Genomic DNA, 20,643 nt, shown 5'->3' on the forward strand with positions numbered 1-20,643 from the left:
GGTGGCTTCCACCGCGCCTTTTTTATTTGCCAAAATAAATGAAATAAAAGTGATTTGGCAAAGTTGCCAGACAATTCTTAAGACCGTTACCCCTGTAAGAACTTATCCAAAACTGAAAGCTGATTCTTATAGTTCTGATATCGCTTTACCGAACCTGTATGCAATCCCATTCTCACCTGCCATACGCTCGCAGTTTTGACGTAATTCTTACGCGCCTGAAAGTTGAGACAACCCGACTCCCAAGTGAGCCCAAGGAAATCCAGCAGCCTACGCGTTTCCTTTTCCGGGTCAGTTACCAACGCCTCATACTCGACTTCACAGATACTTTGCGGGAATAGACTTTGCCAGTAGCGCATTAGCCGCACTTGCTGCATGTAGTAGTGACCAATCGCCTCAAGGTCGGCTGAATAACTCATCCCCCCGCCAAGCTGTTGAAAATAGATCGACAAACAGTTGTCCAACAGTCCCCGCCTGGTCCAGATAAACAGGGCATTCGGCAAAGCCCGCTTGATCAGACCAATATGTAGAAAGTTATCCGGCCGCTTATCCGTTACAATAGCTTTAGGATCGAATCTGCGCGCCAGAAAGTCCCTGTAGTCTGCGCCCGCCCTCGCAAAGAATTCAGCGCCAAACTGATCCAAGCTACCCGGATACTCTTCACCAAGCCCATCAATCATACGCGGAAAAAAATCCAGCTCACCGCCAGAAATGATTGCAGAGTGGCCACTAAGCACCTGCTCGACAAGCGTCGATCCTGAGCGGAACATGCCACAAATAAAAACAGGGCCCGCCTCGGCATCGCTGCTTTCCGAATCAAACATTTCTGGAGGATAAGCGTCTATCAGCTTATCGACCAAACTGGACTGCGAACTCTTACAGTAAGGTTTAAACCTGGTTTTACCTAAATCATTCGCCTTGGCAATAACGGCGAATGCTTGTTCATACTCACCACAATCATCCAGTAGTTTCCCAAGCGCAAAACCCAATTCTTCTTGGTCAGCCACGGACAATCCGCTTCTCGCCAGCAAAGTCGAAATTTTTTCAATTAGGGGGGCAGCAGAACTATCCACGGCGGAAAGATGAGCCAATCGACTGAGTGCCAATACATTTTCACTGTCAATCGCAAGCACTTTTTCGTATTGCTCTGAGGCAGAAACCCTGTCCCCGGACTCTTCCGATAATGCGGCCAGATTCAACATCGCAGGTAAATAGCTCTGGCGAACCTCCAGCGCTTTCTCGTAGCTCGCGCGAGCCTCCGGCTCACGGCGCAACTCAGAGAAAATCACACCGATATTGGTATAAACTTCCTCTTTCCCTGATACCCCCATTGCCAACGCCTTTTGATACCAACTCAGCGCCTCTTCCAATTCACCCACCTGCTTCAGCAGATAGGCGAAGTTGTAAACTGTATTCGGCCGGTCAGTTACCTGCCCCAGAAACTTCCGGTAACCGAGAATTGCTTTGTCATATTCGCCACAGGTTTGCGCATACTGGGCCAATTGGAGCCAGCACTCTGGGACACCAGAAAAATGCTGCGCCATTTCCTCCAAGCATGAAACAGCCTGGGCTGTTTTCTCTTGTCGCACGTAAAAATGGAAAATTTCCCGATAAACCAGTTCTTCAGCACCACTGGTCGACAGTAATTTTCGGTATAGATTCTCTGCTTCAGCGAATCGCTTACTCTCGGTGAGTGATCTTGCTTCCTGAAGGCTTTTCAATATATTCGGAGGGATATTCATAACTTTACTAACCGGCCATCAAAAACGTATATCCACCTGAATGCGGCCAAACGTAAAAAGGCACCCAGGCCCACTAAACTGGAACCGAGGCGCCTTTCAGGAATGCTAAATCAGACCAGGTAAAACAGTAACGCAGAAAATTAATAGTTTGTTGGCTTGCTGCGTGTATCTTCATCCAGCATTTTTCTGGTTTCGTAGGCCATCCGATCCCACTCTTCCTGCGTCATACAGGTTTTTTGCTTGAAGCGAGACCCGGTAATGGCTCGTACTTTACAAATTTTTTCTTCTTTCTCGGTAGCCAAACTGTTGGTCGCCGAATCGCCCTGCGCTGCAGCAACAGGCACCTTCTCTCCGCCATCGGAGGCACATCCGGCCAATAGACCTAAACCGAGCCCAACACAAAGAATCATTTTCAGTTTCATGCCAATATCCTGTTATCGTCAAAGTCCTTTCACCTGCCTCCAAGACAGGGAATTACATGTTACCTCCGCTGGCGGCGCATATCCACATTACTGCCCATCACGGTTACTTAAACGCGAGCCAAGGAAATAAATAGTTAATTTTTTACACGGTCTTTTCTGCAACTAAAGACCAGGCCAATGGACGCTGCTCATCTGCTCCTTTCAGCGCTTCCGCCTCGAGCAACTCAAATCCAGTATTAGCCAAGCCGTCCTTCAAAGTTTGAAAGCTTTGCGCACTGAGCGCAGCCCGGCACATTGAATTCATTCTCTCAATATAACGATCTATTTCCGTTACCGCCTGCTTCAGCCATCCGATAACCTCCTGCCGCTCAAACCTGGGCAAATTCGTGTGTATATGATTTACGTCCATATATAGCTTTCGAATCACACCACCAGCAACATGCCTACCATATTGCGTCATAATTCGCTCCATATCGCGAAAGGCAGGTATCAGATTTTGAGAGGTTTTTTCATATTCAGATCGCCCCCCGCCCATTAGCACATCAAATGCATGAGGAAACATTTCAATAGCGCCTTCCAGAAATCCGTTTTCGCGAACTTCGCGAAGCGCGGCGTAATTGACGGCGCACTCTCTGTAAATGGCGCCATCCCGGTGGTGCAACAGCAATGCAATCCTTCCCCCGGGGGAAACAATATCAAACAGCGCCCGGATAGCCTCAATCCCCGCGTATTCAACACCGAATTGGCTGGTAACAATGTCCGCGCTGTGTTCAGCCAGTGGCAGTGCCGCACCATCGGCCACAATACCGGACACCTCCGGCCAGCGAGCGACCACAGCGCTCACCGCACCGGGGGAAAGGTCAACGCACACGGAGTTACAGCGTGCGCTATCCACCAAAGAAAATAAGTGCCCGAAAACGGCGCCACTACCACTGGCAATGTCAATGATTCGAGGGCAAGCAGATGCATTTTTTGCGCCAACCCGCGCATCCCTAAAAAATCTATGCCAGAATTGCTCAATGGCCGGATGGTCTGTCCCACCAAGTTCACAGACGTTTTTATCTTTGGCCTGCTGCCAGTAAGACTGCCAGCTTGAGGCTGTGCTCACACTCATGTTGCCGCTTCTCTTTGCATCCGCTTCTGAACAGTGTCGCCGCAAGGGGCACGATCTTCAGAATTTCTGATGGTAGTCATGTAGAGACGAACACAGCCAACAACTCCACAATCACTCAGTTATGCGATAAACATGGATACCCTGACCGCTTTCCTTACCCTTCTCTTTGTCATGGACCCGCTGGGTAACATCCCGGTGTTCCTTGCCGCACTCAAGAATGTGCCTCCCAAACGCCAGCTATACGTCATCATGCGAGAGCTCATCTTCGCCCTGATCGTACTGTTGGTATTCCTCTATGGCGGGCGCTTTGTGCTTGCGTGGCTCGGGCTATCACAGGAAGCCATTCGTATTGCCGGCGCAATCATCCTGTTCCTGATTGCCATCCGCATGGTGTTTCCCATCGAAGGCGGCATCATGGGAGAAAGATTGGAAGGAGAGCCCTTCTTTGTACCCCTGGCGGTACCGCTGGTGGCCGGCCCCTCTACCATGGCTATTTTGATGCTGATGACCAACAGTGAAGGAGAACAGCTGTGGAACTGGACACTGGCACTACTCGGCGCCTGGGGAGTTTCCGCGGTGATATTGCTGGCGTCTTCACCACTTGCCCGCCTGCTCGGTAACCGGGGGCTGATTGCGGTAGAACGCCTGATGGGGATGGTTCTGGTGATGCTGGCAGTCCAGTTGTTTCTGGATGGGATCAAGCAGAGCCTGGGCTAAAGCACAAATATAGACGCGCTGTGTACGGGCGATTTATTGATCAAAATGTCGCCCGTTGCAGTGCAAAGGACGTTTCGCGAGGTATAAGCCTCCAAACTTTTTCCAGTTTTATTTTTATCTGCACACCTCCACTCCCTGGAGAATATTTGCCAAGCGAAACAAGCCTGGCCAGAACGAAGCTCTGAGATCTGCCTCCCCCATCAAAAAACGATCGAATTATATACAAAAATGCACCCTGGTCATTTTTCGACCCATCTCTCAAAGTTCAATATTAGTTATACACGTCCTAGGCGAAAGGTTAATACCGTAAATATTTTGCAAAAAAATAAATGATTTACGGATATATACACTTCTTTACGCTCACTATTTGACCGCTTCGTTTATTAAAAAAACAAAATATCCGAATTAACGAAGATCCTTCAATGTCAGTTTAGTTCCACAAATTATCTGCATCCTATAAAGTCAGCCCGCACTCGAATTACAACAAACCTATAAAAGTGCCTCTAAAGACATAAAGGATGCATTTATGATCAAGACCAAGTTGAGTATCGCTATCGCAGCTTTCGGCACCATCGCCGCTACCGGTGTTTCCGCTCAGGAAGCCGTACCCGGCCCGACCGTCGAAGAAGTGATCGTTACTGGCTCCCGTATTGCACGTGACCCGCTTTCCACCACTGGCCCGATCACCATCGTAGATTCCGATGCGATCAGCCGTTCTGGTGTAGGTACCATCGACGAGCTGCTGAACCAGCTGCCGTCCATGGGTACTACCGGCATCAATGCCAACGACAACAATGGCGGCCAAGGCCTGTCATTTGTTGACCTGCGTAACCTGGGCTCCGCACGTACCCTGGTACTGGTTAACGGCCGTCGTTTCGTATCTTCCGCTTCCGGCGTTAGCTCTGCGGTAGACATGAACAACATTCCGGTAGACATGATCGACCGTATCGAAGTTCTGACCGACGGCGCTTCTGCGGTATACGGCTCTGATGCTGTAGCAGGCGTAATCAACGTGGTCATGAAGGATTCCTTCGACGGCGTTCGTATCAATGCGCGCGCCGGTGCTACCAAAGAAGGCGGCGGCGAGAACGGCGATCTGTCTATCACCTTCGGTAACGAAGGCGAGCGCGGCAGCTTCATTGCCAACATTACCCACGCTCAGCGCGACGAAATCACCTACGAAGATCGCGACTGGGCCGGCCTGACCAGCTCCATGGGCCCGAACGGTAATATCTTTACCAACTACGGCAGCTTCAGCATTGGTGAAGACGGCGTAACCCTGGGCAGCTATTCCGGTTACGACATCGGCCAGCACATGTGGCTGTCCGGCGCTATGGAGCGTACTTCCGCTACCGTTTCTGGCAAATACTCCATCACCGACAGCGTTGAGCTGTGGGGTGAAGCCAGCTACACCAACAAAACCAGTAATCAGCAGCTGGCTGCACAGCCGCTGTACGCGGGTAACGGCTTTGCTCTGAACCCTGAAACCCACCTGCCTGAAGCTATCAAGTCTCAGCTGCAGGACGCGTGGCAGAATGCCGACGACGCTTACCAGATCGAGCTGGCAGCTTACAACGCTGCAGTTACCGAGTGGGAAGCACAGGGCAGCCCTGAAGGCCTGGAGCCGACCGCTCCGGTAGCTTCTCACGGCACCGATTGGCTCGACGGCTTCTCCGACTTCCGCATCCGTCCGGTTGCTGGTGGTACCCGCTCTTACGAGCAGACCACCGATACCTACCGCGTTGCCGGTGGTTTGAGCGGTGATTTCGCCAATGGCTGGACCTGGGACACCTTCGCCAGCTACGGCAAGAACGAAGGCGAAAACGTTACCCTGAACTCTTACAACAAAACCAAGTTGGAAGAGATCTTCAGTGGCGCAGCGGGTCTGGACTACAACTTCGCGGGCGGCATGAGCCCCGAAATCATGGACTACTTCCGCTACGACGATTTCGAAGACAACTCCTATGAGCTGGTGAACGTTGGCGCGTCCCTGTCTGGCGACATCAATGCCATCGAATTCCAGGGCGGCGCACTGGGCTTTGCTGCGGGCGTTGAATACCGTGAAGAGACCGGTGAGTTCAATCCGTCTCCGGAAACCCAGAGCGGTGCGACTTTCGGTAACCAGCAAGACGCGACTGGCGGTGAATACGACGTAACCGAGGTGTTTGCCGAGTTCAACCTGCCGATTCTGCAGGGTGCTCGTTTCGCTGAAGAGCTGACTGCTGACGTAGCCGTTCGCTACTCCGACTTCAGCACCTTCGGTGGCCAGAGCACTGGTAAAGTTGGCCTGGTTTACGCGCCGGTTGAAGATGTGCGTTTCCGTACCAGCTACTCCACCTCTTTCCGTGCGCCGGGCATCTACGAGCTGTTCAGCGGTTCCGCACAGAGCTACGAGTACCTGATCGACCCGTGTGACACCAGCGCGGCAAACGAAGACGGCCAGGGCAAAAACTGTGGCATGGTTGGTGCTGGCTTCACCCAGGCGGGCAACCAGGTTCCCACCAACATCGGTGGTAACGAAGAGCTGACTCCGGAAGAAGCGACTACCTTCACCGCCGGTGTTGTGTGGACCCCGAGCTTTGTAGACGACCTGTCTATTACTCTGGACTACTACGACATCAGCGTTGAAGACGCGATCACCTCTCCGGACCTGCAGCGCATGCTGGACGACTGCTTCCGCTCTGGCGATCAGAACGCATGTCAGTTCGTGACCCGTGGCGCTGGCGATCAGATCGTTGCACTGGAAGGTGCGAAGATGAACATCGGTCAGATCGATACCCGCGGTGTTGACGTTGATATCGTGCACAACCTGCACTTCGATGCTGGCCGTCTGGCTCTGCGTGCCCAGGCTTCCCGCCTGCTCGAGTACAACGAGTTCAACGAACAGTCCGGCACCGAGTCTGACTACCTGGAATACGTTGGCACCACCAGCGGTCTGTACGTGAAGTGGCGCGGCCTGGCCAGCGCAACCTGGTACGGTAACGACTGGGATATGGGCGTCGACATGCAGTACTTCGACGACGGCTACAGCCCCTACCTGCCGGTTCAGTCCATGACTTACCTGAACCTGAAAGCAGGCTGGGATGTAAATGAGTCCCTGCGTCTGTCCACTGGTATTGATAACGTTTCCGACAAGGATCCGCACACTACCTCTGGCAGTGACTGGAACAGCTTCTACGACTTCCAGGGTCGTTACTTCTGGGCTGGTGCTTCATACCAGTTCTAAGTTACCGACTAGAAGTTGCTGACATTCAGTCAACGAAAAAGGGGGATGCCATTGGCATCCCCCTTTTTTGTTCATTATTTTTGAGCGCTATGGGTGCCTCATGAGGTAATCCAACTTGCGGCTGTAGGCTCGCTCAGTCGCAGGGTTATCCACCAGTGAAAACGCCTCGGTAAAATACGTCTTCGAGTTTTCAAAGTCTCCCAGGCGATAGCTCGTCAGGCCCATCAGAAAATGGAAACGGTGATCGTTTTCGTACTGCCAGATAGCGCGTTTAAGCTGACGCTTCGCGCTCTTGAAGTCGCCATGCTCGTAGGCGTTGCGCGCCTGATAGTAGAGGTAATAGGGGTTGCGCTCACGATGGAAGCGGGCTTTCTCAGCGTAATAATCCGCCAATTCAAACTGCTGTTGTTGGCGATAGAGCCGTTCCAGATTGCTCATGGCAATGGTGTGGCGACTGTCCAGCTGCAGTGCCTGTAGATAACTCTGCTCGGCGGCTGTGTATTGGCCGTTGCGACTGTAGAAGGCCCCGAGGTTCGCCCACAGGTCGCTGTCCCCGGGGCGCAATTCCAGCGCCTTGCGCAGGTAGCGGAATGCCTCGCGCATTTCCCCCTGCCCCATCCACTCCAGACCGCGGTTGCTGTAGTACTGGGCAAAGGCTTCGTTGTCGGTCAGTTCGCGCTGATCGTAGACTGGATCGTAAGCGGCAAGATTGAAGTCCACCACACGGCGGCCGCGGTTGCTCTCACTCACCATATTGATATGGCGATAGACCACAAAAGTCTGCTCTTCGTCGTGGCCCCACACCGGGGGTACCTCGACCTGGTTGAAGTAGGCATCCGCGCCCAGCTCCCGCGCCATGGCCACCATCATCACGGTAAAGGCCATACAGTTACCCACTTCCTGCCTGTAAGTCTCGGCCGCGGTGAGGGTCTGGTCTGCCCGGTACTCGACAGTGAATTCCCGCTGCTCGAACCCCTTTAACAATGCAGCCAGCCGCTGTTGCGGACGGGCATCCGGGGCGACATTTGCCAGGTATTCGCGCATCTCCGGAGCCAGCCCGAGAATGTCGTCTTCGGGCAACTCGGAGGGGATTACTGGCTCAGCAAAGATTGCGGAGCCGGAGAGCAGCCAATGTGGGTCAACCGCTGCCGGTCGCTCGGGGATGGTACTGACACAGCCACCGATCAGCGCAATGCAGGTGCCCACGGCCAATGATTTCCAGCCCACCGACAGCTTCCGTGACCAATTAACCACTGCCAGTCCGGAATTTTGCGGGGTTTTCATCGTTATTCTCCCCATTTCATGTTTTGAATCTCTAATTTTCCACAATTCCTGTCGCGTAGGAATCCCTTTTGCAGGCTCATTTCCTGTTTCACCTGTAACCATTCGCCAGTTTTAGTGACCACTGTTACACTCGAGAGGGTCACACTTAAAGCTACAACTAAAGCTATAACAATCGGAACAACTGATATGTCGTCACTACCGCAACAGAACAGCGATGGCTTCTTTGGCCATCCCAAGGGGCTCTCTACCCTCTTCTTCACAGAAATGTGGGAGCGTATGAGTTACTACGGTATGCGGGCGCTGCTGGTCCTCTTTATGACCGCAAGCCTGCAGCAGGAAGGCCTGGCCTTTACCGTAGCTGCTGCCACCGCCATTTACGGTCTCTACACCGGTGCGGTGTACTTCCTGGGTCTGCCGGGTGGCTGGATTGCCGACCGCCTGCTGGGCGGCCAGCGTACGGTCTGGTACGGCGGCATCATCATTATGTGTGGCCATATCGTGCTGGCCATCCCCAGTGATCACACCTTCTTTATTGGCCTGATTCTGGTAGCCACCGGTACCGGCCTGCTTAAGCCCAATATCAGCGCGCTGGTCGGCCACCTCTACGCCGAAGACGACGTGCGTCGCGACAGTGGCTACGCGCTTTATTACATGGGCATCAATATCGGCTCCGTGCTGGGCTACATGATCTGTGGCTACTTCGGCGAGAAGGTGGGCTGGCACTGGGGCTTCGGCGCCGCTGCGGTGGGTATGGCGGTCGGCCTGATCCAGTACCGCAAAACCATCGGCAACCTGGGCGACGCCAGCCTGAAGCCAGAGCACCCGATGACCACCGAAGGCGCGAAAAAAGCCTGGGGCACAATCTGGGCAATCGTTGCCGGTGTTGTGGTAATTACCGCACTCACGATGAGCGGTATCATCTCCTTTGATCCGGTGGCTGTGGCCAAGTACGTTGCCATTGCCTTCACCGTTATCTTCTTCGCCTACTACGCCTACATCTACTTCGGTGGCAACCTGAGCCAGACCGAGAAGCGTCGTATGTGGGCCCTGTTCCTGGTATGTGTGGCTTCTGCCTGCTTCTGGTCCGGCTTTGAACAGGCGGGCTCCTCCCTGAACCTGTTTGGTCGCGACTACACCGACCGCATGCTCGGCTCCTTCGAGATCCCGGCATCCTGGTTCCAGAATGTGAACCCGATGTTCATCATCATCCTGTCGCCCTTCTTCGCTGCCCTGTGGATCAACCTGGGCAAGCGCATGATCACCCCGTCCTACGGCCTGAAATGCGCCATTGGCCTGATGATCATGGCGTCCGGCTTCATCGTGATGTTCTTCGCAGCCCAGCAGGCCGCAGCCGGCCTGAAAGTGGCACCGATGTGGCTGGTAACCACTTACTTCCTGCACACCGTTGGTGAACTGTGCCTGAGCCCGGTTGCCCTGAGTGCGGTGAGCAAGCTGTCTCCGCGTCGCTTCGCCGGCCAGATGATGGGTGTGTTCGTACTCACCTACTCCATCGGCAACATCATTGCGGGCCTGCTGGCAGGCAACTTCGATCCGAACAACGTTTCCGAGCTGCCGAACCTGTACCTGCAGATCGCCATCTTCAGCATCGGTATCGGTGCGGTAATCGCGCTGATCAGCCTGAAGTCCAAGTCCTGGGAAGGCCAGGGTGAAGATCATATCGAAGCGGTTGAGCCGGCCGAAGCGCCTGCGAAGACTGTTGGATAATCGGCTTAGCCCGAACTGAAAAAGGCCGCTGCGGGGAACCGCAGCGGCCTTTTTTGTTTTCACAACTGCGTAGGAGCCTGCCTTGCAGGCAACAGTCCGGAGCACCACATGGTTCGCCTGCAAGGCAGGCTCCTACAGTGGAGGGATCAGCTGGCCAATACGGCGTAATTCAGCCAGATAAACCGGGCTCCGATAATAAACAGTAACCCGGCAAAGCAGTTCTTCAACAGCTGCGGAGAGAGCCTGTGGGCCAGCAGGGCCCCGAAACGAGCAAACCAGGTGCTGGCCAAGACTATGCCGAGAAATGCAGGCCAGTAGATGTAGCCGCTGCTCCACGCCGGCAGCTGGGGGCTATTCCAGCCCTGCACCGCAAAGCTGAGCGCACCGGCAATGGCGATGGGCAAGCCGCAGGCGGCAGAGGTCGCGACGGCCCGCTGCATGACCACATGACAGCGCGACAGGAACGGCACGGTAAGTGAGCCCCCACCGATACCGAATATCGCGGAGATCCAGCCGATAAAGCCTCCGGCAATGGAAAGCCCCACCCTGCCCGGCACCTTCTCGCCGTCCGTAGGCAATTGCGACTTGCGCAGCCCGTCCAGCCACATTTTCAATGCAATACCCACGGCAAATACGCCAATCAGCAGCTGCAACCAGGCGCCGCTGAGCCAGTCTGCAGTGACGCCGCCAATCCAGGAACCGAGCAGGATACCCGGGGCCATGGCGGCAACAATTTTCCAGTCCACCGCGCGCTTGCCGTGGTGGGTACGGATGGAGCTGATGGAGGTAATGATGATGGTGGCGAGGGAGGTGCCCACCGCCATATGGGTGAGGATGTCCGGAGGAATACCCTGGGCGGTAAACACCAGCACCAGCGCCGGCACGATGATGAGTCCGCCACCGACACCGAACAGACCCGCAATGGTGCCCGCGCCCATCCCTACCAGCAGGTAAATCAACAACACTTCCACAGTGCGCTCCCCTTCCGCAAAATCTTGATTTTTTTAATGCAAAAAAAACGGTGGCATATAGCCACCGTTTTCGGTCACCTGCAAGCAGGTCTAGCGAACCGGGAGGAATTACTCCTCGCCAGTCGCCTCATCCGCTTCCGCTGCTGCGTCTGCGTTGGCTTCCTTGATGGACAGCTTGATACGGCCACGCTGGTCTACATCCAGAACCTTGACCTTAACCATCTGGCCTTCGCTCAGGTAGTCGGTAACCGCGTTTACGCGCTCTTCGGCGATCTGGGAAATGTGTACCAGACCGTCTTTACCCGGCAGGAAGTTGACGAATGCGCCGAAGTCGACGATACGTACAACCTTACCTTCGTAGATGGCACCGATCTCGGCTTCCGCAGTGATTTCCTCAATACGGGTAACTGCCGCTTCCAGGCTCTCACCATCTTCACCGAATACCTTGATGCTGCCATCGTCTTCGATGTCGATGGAGGCACCGGTTTCTTCGGTAATAGAGCGAATGGTGGCTCCGCCCTTGCCGATCACGTCGCGGATCTTGTCCGGATGAATCTTCAGGGTTGCGTAGCGCGGAGCATTCTCGTTCACCACGGAACGGGACTCGCCGATCACCTTGTTCATCTCTGCCAGGATGTGCAGACGCGCGTGCAGGGCCTGCTCCAGCGCAGTTTCCATGATCTCTTCGGTGATACCTTCGATCTTGATGTCCATCTGCAGCGCAGTCACACCAGAAGCGGTACCCGCTACCTTGAAGTCCATGTCGCCCAGGTGGTCTTCGTCACCCAGGATATCGGTCAGAACCGCGAAGCCTTCGTCTTCTTTTACCAGGCCCATAGCGATACCGGCTACCGGTGCTTTCAGCGGTACACCCGCGTCCATCAGCGCCAGGCTGGAACCACACACGGAAGCCATGGAGCTGGAACCGTTGGATTCGGTGATCTCGGAAACCACACGCAGGGTGTAGGGGAATTCTTCCGGGTCCGGCAGTACTGCTGCGATACCGCGACGGGCCAGGCGGCCGTGGCCGATTTCGCGACGACCGGTAGCGCCTACACGACCCGCTTCACCTACAGAGTAGGGAGGGAAGTTGTAGTGCAGCATGAAGTAGTCTTTACGCTCGCCTTCCAGCGCGTCGATGATCTGTGCATCGCGGGTTGCGCCGAGGGTGGAAACGACCAGAGCCTGGGTTTCACCGCGGGTGAACAGCGCAGAGCCGTGGCCCTTCGGCAGTACGCCAACTTCTACGGAGATAGGACGCACGGTCTTGGTGTCGCGACCGTCGATACGGGGCTCGCCACGTACCACTGCGCCACGTACAGTTTTCTTTTCCAGCTTGCCGAAGTAGCTCTTAACGGTGCCTTCATCCAGCTCGTCAGAAGACAGTGCTTCGGCGGCTTCGCTGCGCAGTTCCGCCAGGCGGGTGGTACGCTGCTGCTTGTCGGTGATTTTGTACGCTTCGGCTACTTTCTCGCCGAACTGAGCTTCCAGCGCGGACTTCAGCTCTTCGTTCACCGCTTCCGGCTGCCAGTCCCAAGTGGGCTTGCCAGCTTCGGCTTTCAGCTCTTCACAGACTTTAACAACGGCCTGCATTTCCTGGTGGGCAAACAGTACCGCGCCCAGCATGATGTCTTCCGGCAGCTCTTTTGCTTCGGATTCAACCATCAGGACCGCGTCTTTGGTGCCGGCCACAACCATGTCCAGCTCGGAACCTTTCAGCTCGCTGTAACGGGGGTTCAGCAGGTAGCCGTCTTTCTCGGTGTAACCCACACGCGCCGCGCCAATCGGGCCGCCGAAGGGAATGCCGGATACAGACAGTGCTGCAGAGGTACCGATCATGCCGGCGATATCCGGATCCACGTCTTTTTCCGCAGACAGTACGGTGATCATCACCTGTACTTCGTTCATGAAACCGTTCGGGAACAGCGGGCGGATCGGGCGGTCGATCAGACGGGAGGTCAGAGTTTCTTTCTCGGACGGGCGGCCTTCACGCTTGAAGAAGCCACCGGGAATCTTGCCGGCCGCATAGGCCTTCTCTACATAGTGTACGGACAGCGGGAAGAAGCTCTGGTCTGGCTTGGCTTCCTTGGCACCGACAACGGTACACAGCACAACAGTTTCACCCATGGTGACCAGCGCTGCGCCGGTTGCCTGGCGTGCGATACGGCCGGTCTCGATGGTGACCTGGTCTTTTCCGTACTGGAAGGTTTTGGTTACTGGATTCACTAGTATCTTTCCTGTTTCCTTTGCGTGCTGGCCCATTCCAGCAACGCTTTGCCTACAAGTGATGAGCAAACAGTCTGCTCATCCTGCGCTGCGCGCCCAAATAGCGGACCACACAAACGCCAAAATCCGCTGACGGTTACCCGACAGCGGAAATTGTTTCGGGCTTTCGCCCTCAGTCACTGACAACTGCAATTGCGCAATCATTATGTCAGAAACCTGAATTCTATATAGAACAATGCCCGCCATGGGGCGGGCATTGCAGGGTCTTAGCGACGCAGGCCGAGCTTGGCGATCAGCTGTGCGTAACGGTTCAGATCCTTGCGCTTCAGGTAGTCCAGCAGCTTACGACGCTGGTTTACCATGCGGATCAGACCACGACGGGAGTGGTGGTCTTGCTTGTGAGAAGCAAAGTGACCCTGAAGCTTGTTGATGTTGGCAGTCAGCAGGGCTACCTGAACTTCCGGAGAACCGGTATCACCTTCAGACTGGCCGTGCTCTTTCAGGATGGCTGCTTTTTCGTTTGCAGACAGTGCCATAACGAATTACCTCGTTCGTAACATGCTTTAAAGATCCGGCTGGCCCGTGCATGTTTACAGACCAGCTAGTCATCGTATTACCCGCCCTCACCTGTAACCAGGCTATTGCGGGTTATTTTACCAACCGACGGGGTGCAACCCGTCCGTCATCAGTAATCTCTCCAACGCCTAGAAATTCACCACTTTCCAGGAAGAGGCGCACCATATCACCTTCGTCGCCCAAGCGATAGACCTGCAGATCCATTACCGGTTGCCCCTGACGCAGATAGTAACCGGTGTCGTCGGACAGGATCATTTTGGGCAGGCCGGAGGCGGGAGAATCCGCCGGCAGCAGGTGGTGATCCAGCACTTCGGCGCGGTCTTCACCCCGTTCCTCGGTCAGCTCATCCAGGGTGATCGCATCATCTTCATGGTAAGGACCGGCGGCACTGCGGTGCAGCTTCTCGACAAATGCCCCCACACCCAGCGCCTTGCCCAGATCCTCGGCGAGGCTGCGCACATAGGTACCCTTTGAGCAGTGCACTTCGACCTCCGCGCGCGGCATCTTGTCCGGCGACTGGTCAGCAGGGATGAAATTCAGCAATTCGTAGGAGTAGATTTCCACTTCCCGTGGCTCGCGCTCCACTTCGATCCCCTGGCGGGCCAGTTTGTACAGCGGCTGGCCCTTGTGCTTGAGCGCGGAATACATGGAAGGCACCTGACTGATGGTGCCGCGGAACGGCACCATGGCGTCGCGCACCTGCTGCTCGGTGACCCCGGAGGCATCGCTGGTAGCGACCACATTGCCGTCGGCATCGCCGGTTTCGGTGGTCATCCCGAGGCAAAAGGTACTGCGATAGCGCTTGTCGGCATCCAGCAGGTACTGGGAGAACTTGGTCGCCTCACCGAAACAGATCGGCAGCACGCCGGTGGCCAGAGGGTCCAGCGCGCCGGTATGCCCCGCGCGATTGGCGAAAAACAGTCGTTTGGCTTTCTGCAGAGCGTCGTTGGCGGATATACCGGTGGGCTTGTTCAGCAACAAGACACCGTCGATCTGCCGGCCCCATTTTGGTCTGCGGCCCATCAGTCGTCGCTATCTTTTTCGCTGTCTTGGTCGTTTTCCGGGTCGCTATCGCCAGCCTTGCTCTGGTCGGACTGGACCGCCTTGTCGATCAGCGCCGAGAGGTGCTGGCCGCGCACGGAGGTCTCGTCATAGCGGAAATGCAGACGGGGAATGGTGCGAATCTGGATCTCTTTGGCGAGCTGGGTACGCAGGAAGCCTGCGGCCTTGTTCAGCGCGGCCATGGAGATATCGATCTTGCTGCGGTCGTCCTCCCCTACCAGGGTAACAAAGACCTTGGCGGTGGCGAGATCGCGACTCACTTCCACGTCGTTGACATTGACCATGCCTACGCGCGGGTCGCGCACTTCGTGCTGGATCAGACGGGCCAGTTCGCGACGCATTGCGTCGGCTACCCGGTCAGCACGGTGGAATTCTTTAGCCATTTTTTACCTATCCAGAATGGCGGTTCGCCTGTAGCCAGGCCCCTTCAACTATTGTTGTAGGAACCTGCCTGCAGGCGAACAAATCAGCGCCCCGGACTGTGCCGGGGCAACGGGCTATTACAGTTCGCGGGCTACCTTGACGATATCGTAGACCTCGATCTGGTCGCCGGCTTTGACGTCATTGTAGTCTTTAACGCCGATACCACATTCCATACCGTTGCGAACTTCCTGCACGTCGTCTTTGAAGCGACGCAGGGATTCCAGTTCGCCCTGGTAGATCACCACGTTGTCGCGCAGTACGCGGATCGGCTTGTTGCGGTGTACGGTACCTTCGGTAACCATACAGCCGGCAATCGCACCGAACTTCGGCGAACGGAACACGTCGCGCACCTGGGCGATACCGACAATCTCTTCGCGCAGCTCCGGATCCAGCATGCCGGACAGGGCCTGCTTCACTTCGTCCAGCAGGTTGTAGATCACGCTGTAGTAACGGATTTCAACGCTTTCGGTCTCGGCCAGTTTACGCGCAGCCACGTCGGCACGCGTATTGAAGCCGATAACAATAGCGCCGGAGGTCAACGCCAGGTTGATGTCGTTCTCGGCGATACCGCCGACACCGCTGGAAACCACATTGACCGAAACTTCCTCGTTGCCGATTTCCGCCAGTGCAGACAGGATGGCTTCCAGAGAGCCGCGCACGTCCGCCTTGATCACAACCGGCAATACTTTCTTCTCGCCAGCTTCCATGTCCGCAAACATGTTTTCCAGCTTGGCCGCCTGCTGGCGCTGCATGCGCTCGCGACGTTCTTTGTCGGCGCGCTGCTCGGCCACTTCACGGGCCTTGCGCTCGTCGGCAACGACCAGGAACTCATCACCGGCATTCGGCGTGGTGTCGAGACCCAGCAGCTCTACCGGAGTGGAGGGGCCAGCTTCCTTCACGGATTTGCCCAGCTCGTTGGTCATGGCGCGAACACGGCCGTAGCTCTGGCCCGCCAGCACGATATCGCCGCGCTTCAGCTCGCCGTTCTGAACCAGCAGGGTAGCGACAACACCGCGGCCTTTTTCCAGGCGGGATTCGATCACAACACCACTGGCCGGTACGCTTACCTTGGCCTTCAGCTCCAGCATTTCGGACTGCAGGGAAACCGCTTCCAACAGCTCGTCGATGCCCTGGCCGGTATGCGCAGACACTTCGATAAACTGAGTGTCGCCGCCCCAGTCTTCCGGGATCACGTCTTTGGCTGCCAGCTCGTTCTTCACACGATCCGGGTCCGCCGATTCCTTGTCGCACTTGTTGATGGCGACAACCAGCGGTACGCCCGCCGCTTTGGAGTGGGCAACGGCCTCTTCGGTCTGCGGCATGACGCCGTCGTCCGCGGCCACTACCAGGATAACCACGTCGGTCGCCTTGGCACCGCGGGCGCGCATGGCGGTGAACGCCGCGTGTCCCGGGGTATCCAGGAAGGCGATCTCGCCCTGGCTGGTTTTTACCCGGTAGGCACCGATGTGCTGGGTAATGCCGCCGGCTTCACCGGAGGCCACCTTGGTTTTACGGATGTAGTCGAGCAGCGAGGTTTTACCGTGGTCGACGTGACCCATAACGGTAACAACCGGCGCGCGGCTGACTTCTTCGCCTTCCACATCCTGAGACTGGGCAACGAGCTTCTCTTCCAGCTCGTTTTCAGAGCGCAGAACCACTTTGTGGCCCATCTCTTCGACGATCAGGCTCGCGGTGTCGCGATCCAGGCTCTGGTTAATGGTGACCATTTCGCCCATTTTCATCAGACGCTTGATCAGCTCACCGGCTTTGATATTCAACTGCTTGGCGAGCTCGCCGACGGTGATCGTCTCGCCCAGTTGTACTTCGTACACTTGCTTTCCTGTCGGCTTCTTGAAGCCGTGTGTGTTCTTTACTTTCAGCGTCGGGCGAGACAGGGAGCGGGTGCTGCGTTTCTCGTCCTCGGTTTCGAAGGCTTCCAGCGCAGCATCGTACAGAGAAGTCTTGCTCGACTTCTTGGGGCCACTCTTACCGCGACGGCTGCGGCGCTTGCGCGGCTCGTCGTCATCGCGGTCTTCAGTAGTCGCTTCCTGCTTACGGCGCAAGGAAGGCTTGGCCGCGGCACCGGCACCGGCAGTGGTGTCTGCAGCGGGCGCCTGCTTGGCTTTCTCGGCACGGTCTTTCTGTTCTTGCTCAAGGCGTGCACGCTCCGCTTCTACGCGGGCTTTTTTCTCTTCCAGCTCGGCCGCTTCACGCTCGTTTTCTTTCTTACGGCGCTCCATGGCGGCAATACGCATGGCTTCGATGTCATCGACATAGCTGGAACGGATGGGGGCAGGCTCAGGCTTGGGCGCAGGCTTCGCTTCCGGCTTCGGCTCAGGCTTGGCTTCAACAGGCTCTTCGGCTTTCTCGGGCTGGGCCGCAGCCTCTTCCGCAGCCTTGGCTTCCGCTTCGGCTTTGGCAGCCGCTTCGGCTTCCTGCTTGGCCTTGGCTTCTTCTTCAGCCTTCGCTTTGGCTTCTGCCTCAGCGGCTTCCTGCTCTGCGCGGGCGCGCTCAGCAGCTGCCTTTTCCGCTGCTGCCAGCTCTTCTTCCGCCTTCTGCAGCGCAGAAGTATCCAGCTCAGCTTCCTGCTCTTCGGTTTCAGCGCGCTTCACGTAAGTGCGCTTCTTGCGCACTTCCACATTGACGGTCTTGCGGCCGGTGCCAGATCCGGTCTTGAGCGTCGTGGTGGTTTTGCGCTTGAGGGTAATCTTTTTGGGTGCAGCTGCTTGCTCCCCGTGACTACTTTTAAGGAAGTTGAGCAGGACCTGCTTCTCTTCTGCGGATACGGGCGCATCTGCTGAAGTGTGGGGCAAACCCGCTTCCTGCATCTGCTTGAGCAGACGCTCTTCGGTGGCACCAACCGATTTGGCGAGTTCGCTAACTGTTACTTCGGCCATTCTCTCTCCTAAAAAGTCGCTTGTGGCGGAGCAGCATCAATTCATTTTACTGCTCCACCCTTAGCCTGCTTTGGCAGGCAATTCGGGACGCGCACATCATAGCTGTGCGCAGGGCCGGGCTCTCGCCCGGCGCTCGGGCATTAAGCCTCTTGATCACTGTCGTCGGCGAACCAGGGCTCGCGAGCTTTCATGATCAGCGCGGCAGCGCGTTCTTGGTCCATACCTTCAATGTCCAGCAGGTCGTCCACGGCCTGCTCTGCCAGATCTTCCATGGAAGCTACACCACGGCTGGCCAGCTGGAACGCCAGCTGGCGATCCATGCCTTCCATGTTCAGCAGGTCTTCCTGCGGCTCGGACGCATCCAGCTCTTCTTCAGACGCCAGCGCCTGGGTCAGCAGGGCGTCTTTGGCGCGGGCGCGCAGTTCTTCGGCGATTTCCTCGTCGAAGCCTTCGATACCCAGCATTTCTTCCAGCGGTACGTAGGCCACTTCCTCAAGGGAGGTGAAGCCTTCGTCTACCAGAACGCCAGCCACGTCTTCGTCGATATCCAGACGCTCCATGAAGGTTTCCATGATGCTGCCGGATTCGGCTTCCTGCTTGGCCTGCCAGTCGTCCACGCTCATCACGTTGATCTGCCACTGGGTCAGCTCGGAAGCAAGGCGCACGTTCTGGCCACTGCGACCAATCGCCATTGCCAGGTTTTCCTCGGCAACCGCCACGTCCATGGAACCAGCATCTTCGTCCACCACGATGGACTCGATTTCCGCAGGCGCCATGGCATTGATGACGAACTGAGCGGGGTTGTCGTCCCACAGTACGATGTCGACGCGCTCGCCGGACAGCTCGTTGGAAACCGCCTGAACACGTGCACCGCGCATGCCAACACAGGCACCGACCGGATCGATACGACCGTCGTTGGTGTTGACTGCAATCTTGGCGCGCAGACCGGGATCGCGGGCGGCACCCTTAATCTCGATCACCTGTTCGGAAATCTCCGGCACTTCAATGCGGAACAGCTCGATCAGCATCTCCGGGCAGGAGCGGCTCAGTTTCAGCTGCGGCCCACGGGCTTCCGGCTCGATTTCCAGCAGGATTGCGCGTACACGGTCACCGAGACGGAAAATCTCACGACCTACCAGCTGGTCACGAGGCAGACGCGCTTCGGCGTTGTTGCCCAGATCCACAGCGATAAAGTCGCGGGTCACTTTCTTCACGGTACCGCTGACCAGCTCACCGACACGGTCACGGTATTCATCAACGATTTTGGCGCGCTCGGCTTCACGTACCTTCTGCACGATCACCTGTTTGGCAGTCTGCGCAGCAATACGACCGAACTCGACGTTTTCCACCTGCTCACGGTAGACATCACCAGCTTTCAGCTCGGTGTCTTTCTCGTGGGCTTCTTCCAGCGTGAACTGGGTACCCAGCTCCGCCAGCGTGTCATCGTCTACCACTTCCCAGCTACGGAAAGTTTCGTAGTCACCGCTGCGGCGGTCGATGATCACCTCGATGGTGGAATCTTCGTCGTAGCGCTTCTTGGTGGCCGTTGCGAGGGCCGCCTCGATTGCCTGGAAAATAATATCCCGGTCAACGCCTTTCTCGTTGGAAACCGCCTCGGCTACCAGCAAGATCTCTTTGTTCATGCAGCTGCCTCTTCAAAAACGCTACGTGCTGACTATTCAATGCTTCGGCAGATACTGCTTTACAGCACTACCGGGTACTTCTGCATTGCCCTTACTTCTTTCCACTCTCGAACTGCGGAACGATATTCGCTCTCTCGATACTGTCGATCGGCAGCAGATACTCGTTTTCGCTATCGATACGCAGGACCACTTCATCGCCCTCGACACCGGCCAGCAGGCCGCGCCATTTGCGCTGACCGTCCAGCGGCATGCGCAAGCGCAATTCAACCTGGGCGCCGATAAAACGCTGATACTGTTCAAGCTTGTACAGCGGTCGATCCATCCCCGGGGAAGATACTTCCAGGGTGTACTTGCTGCTGATCGGATCTTCCACGTCCATCACGGCACTGACCTGGCGGCTGACCTTTTCACAGTCCTCCACGGAGATACCGCGCTCGGCATCAATGTAGATCCGCAGCAGGGCGTTGCGGCCGTGGGTCTGATAATCGATCCCCCACAGCTCGCAATCCAGTGATTCAACCACCGGAGCCAGAAGCTCTTCCAAAAGTTCGCGCTTGCTTGCCATATCACCACTTTGGCCCGGCGAACCGCCGGGGCAGATGTGCAACGGCGTCTGCA

Annotated in this window: 15 protein-coding genes; 3 read left to right on the forward strand and 12 right to left on the reverse strand. The window is 56.2% G+C overall.

Translation table 11 applies throughout. The features are described from left to right. Nucleotides 1–86 precede the first annotated feature (86 nt). The 3 genes from HUW35_RS02000 to HUW35_RS02010 form a co-directional block, all read right to left on the reverse strand. Complete coding sequence (locus tag HUW35_RS02000; RefSeq protein ID WP_181254041.1) at nucleotides 87–1,739, reverse strand: sulfotransferase; 1,653 nt, start codon at nucleotides 1,737–1,739, stop codon at nucleotides 87–89. A 140-nt stretch (nucleotides 1,740–1,879) separates the two neighbouring features. After that, nucleotides 1,880–2,161, reverse strand: a complete 282-nt coding sequence (locus HUW35_RS02005) for a hypothetical protein (RefSeq protein WP_181254042.1) — start codon at nucleotides 2,159–2,161, stop codon at nucleotides 1,880–1,882. Nucleotides 2,162–2,303: 142 nt separating this feature from the next. Continuing rightward, nucleotides 2,304–3,275, reverse strand: coding sequence for a class I SAM-dependent methyltransferase (locus tag HUW35_RS02010; protein WP_181254043.1), 972 nt, complete (start codon nucleotides 3,273–3,275; stop codon nucleotides 2,304–2,306). Nucleotides 3,276–3,407: 132 nt separating this feature from the next. On the opposite strand from HUW35_RS02010, the gene HUW35_RS02015 reads away from it, so the two are divergent. Continuing rightward, entirely contained in the window at nucleotides 3,408–3,992 is a 585-nt protein-coding gene (locus HUW35_RS02015; protein WP_181254044.1) for a MarC family protein, read from the forward strand. A 526-nt stretch (nucleotides 3,993–4,518) separates the two neighbouring features. Continuing rightward, entirely contained in the window at nucleotides 4,519–7,218 is a 2,700-nt protein-coding gene (locus HUW35_RS02020; RefSeq protein WP_181254045.1) for a TonB-dependent siderophore receptor, read from the forward strand. Nucleotides 7,219–7,305: 87 nt separating this feature from the next. Here the strand turns inward: HUW35_RS02020 and HUW35_RS02025 are convergent, their stop codons facing one another. After that, the gene (locus tag HUW35_RS02025; protein WP_181254046.1) at nucleotides 7,306–8,502 is read right to left on the reverse strand and encodes a tetratricopeptide repeat protein; all 1,197 of its coding nucleotides are present in this window, start codon (nucleotides 8,500–8,502) and stop codon (nucleotides 7,306–7,308) included. Between the two features lie 186 nt (nucleotides 8,503–8,688). Here HUW35_RS02025 and HUW35_RS02030 point away from each other — a divergent pair, with 186 nt between their 5' ends. After that, nucleotides 8,689–10,227, forward strand: a complete 1,539-nt coding sequence (locus tag HUW35_RS02030; RefSeq protein ID WP_181254047.1) for a peptide MFS transporter — start codon at nucleotides 8,689–8,691, stop codon at nucleotides 10,225–10,227. Nucleotides 10,228–10,373: 146 nt separating this feature from the next. On the opposite strand, the gene HUW35_RS02035 is transcribed toward HUW35_RS02030, so the two are convergent. The 8 genes from HUW35_RS02035 to rimP form a co-directional block, all read right to left on the reverse strand. Further along, nucleotides 10,374–11,198 carry a sulfite exporter TauE/SafE family protein gene (locus HUW35_RS02035; RefSeq protein ID WP_219932633.1) on the reverse strand — a complete coding sequence of 275 codons (825 nt, stop codon included), beginning with the start codon at nucleotides 11,196–11,198 and terminating at the stop codon, nucleotides 10,374–10,376. 108 nt (nucleotides 11,199–11,306) lie between these two features. Continuing rightward, complete coding sequence (gene pnp, locus HUW35_RS02040; protein WP_181254048.1) at nucleotides 11,307–13,424, reverse strand: polyribonucleotide nucleotidyltransferase; 2,118 nt, start codon at nucleotides 13,422–13,424, stop codon at nucleotides 11,307–11,309. A 266-nt stretch (nucleotides 13,425–13,690) separates the two neighbouring features. Then, nucleotides 13,691–13,960 carry a 30S ribosomal protein S15 gene (gene rpsO, locus HUW35_RS02045; RefSeq protein WP_066966910.1) on the reverse strand — a complete coding sequence of 90 codons (270 nt, stop codon included), beginning with the start codon at nucleotides 13,958–13,960 and terminating at the stop codon, nucleotides 13,691–13,693. A gap of 112 nt (nucleotides 13,961–14,072) precedes the next feature. Next, the gene (gene truB / locus HUW35_RS02050; RefSeq protein ID WP_181254049.1) at nucleotides 14,073–15,023 is read right to left on the reverse strand and encodes a tRNA pseudouridine(55) synthase TruB; all 951 of its coding nucleotides are present in this window, start codon (nucleotides 15,021–15,023) and stop codon (nucleotides 14,073–14,075) included. Continuing rightward, on the reverse strand, nucleotides 15,023–15,445 hold the full coding sequence (gene rbfA / locus HUW35_RS02055; protein WP_181254050.1) for a 30S ribosome-binding factor RbfA: 423 nt from the start codon (nucleotides 15,443–15,445) through the stop codon (nucleotides 15,023–15,025). Before rbfA ends, truB begins: the two co-directional genes overlap by 1 nt. 117 nt (nucleotides 15,446–15,562) lie before the next feature. Further along, a complete protein-coding gene (infB, locus tag HUW35_RS02060; RefSeq protein WP_181254051.1) occupies nucleotides 15,563–18,382 on the reverse strand; it encodes a translation initiation factor IF-2 in 2,820 nt (939 codons plus the stop codon). 140 nt (nucleotides 18,383–18,522) lie between these two features. Then, on the reverse strand, nucleotides 18,523–20,025 hold the full coding sequence (nusA, locus tag HUW35_RS02065) for a transcription termination factor NusA (protein ID WP_181254052.1): 1,503 nt from the start codon (nucleotides 20,023–20,025) through the stop codon (nucleotides 18,523–18,525). A 91-nt stretch (nucleotides 20,026–20,116) separates the two neighbouring features. Further along, nucleotides 20,117–20,590 carry a ribosome maturation factor RimP gene (gene rimP, locus HUW35_RS02070; RefSeq protein ID WP_181254053.1) on the reverse strand — a complete coding sequence of 158 codons (474 nt, stop codon included), beginning with the start codon at nucleotides 20,588–20,590 and terminating at the stop codon, nucleotides 20,117–20,119. Nucleotides 20,591–20,643: the final 53 nt, after the last annotated feature.

The organism is Microbulbifer sp. YPW1 (assembly GCF_013367775.1).
Classification (GTDB): domain Bacteria; phylum Pseudomonadota; class Gammaproteobacteria; order Pseudomonadales; family Cellvibrionaceae; genus Microbulbifer.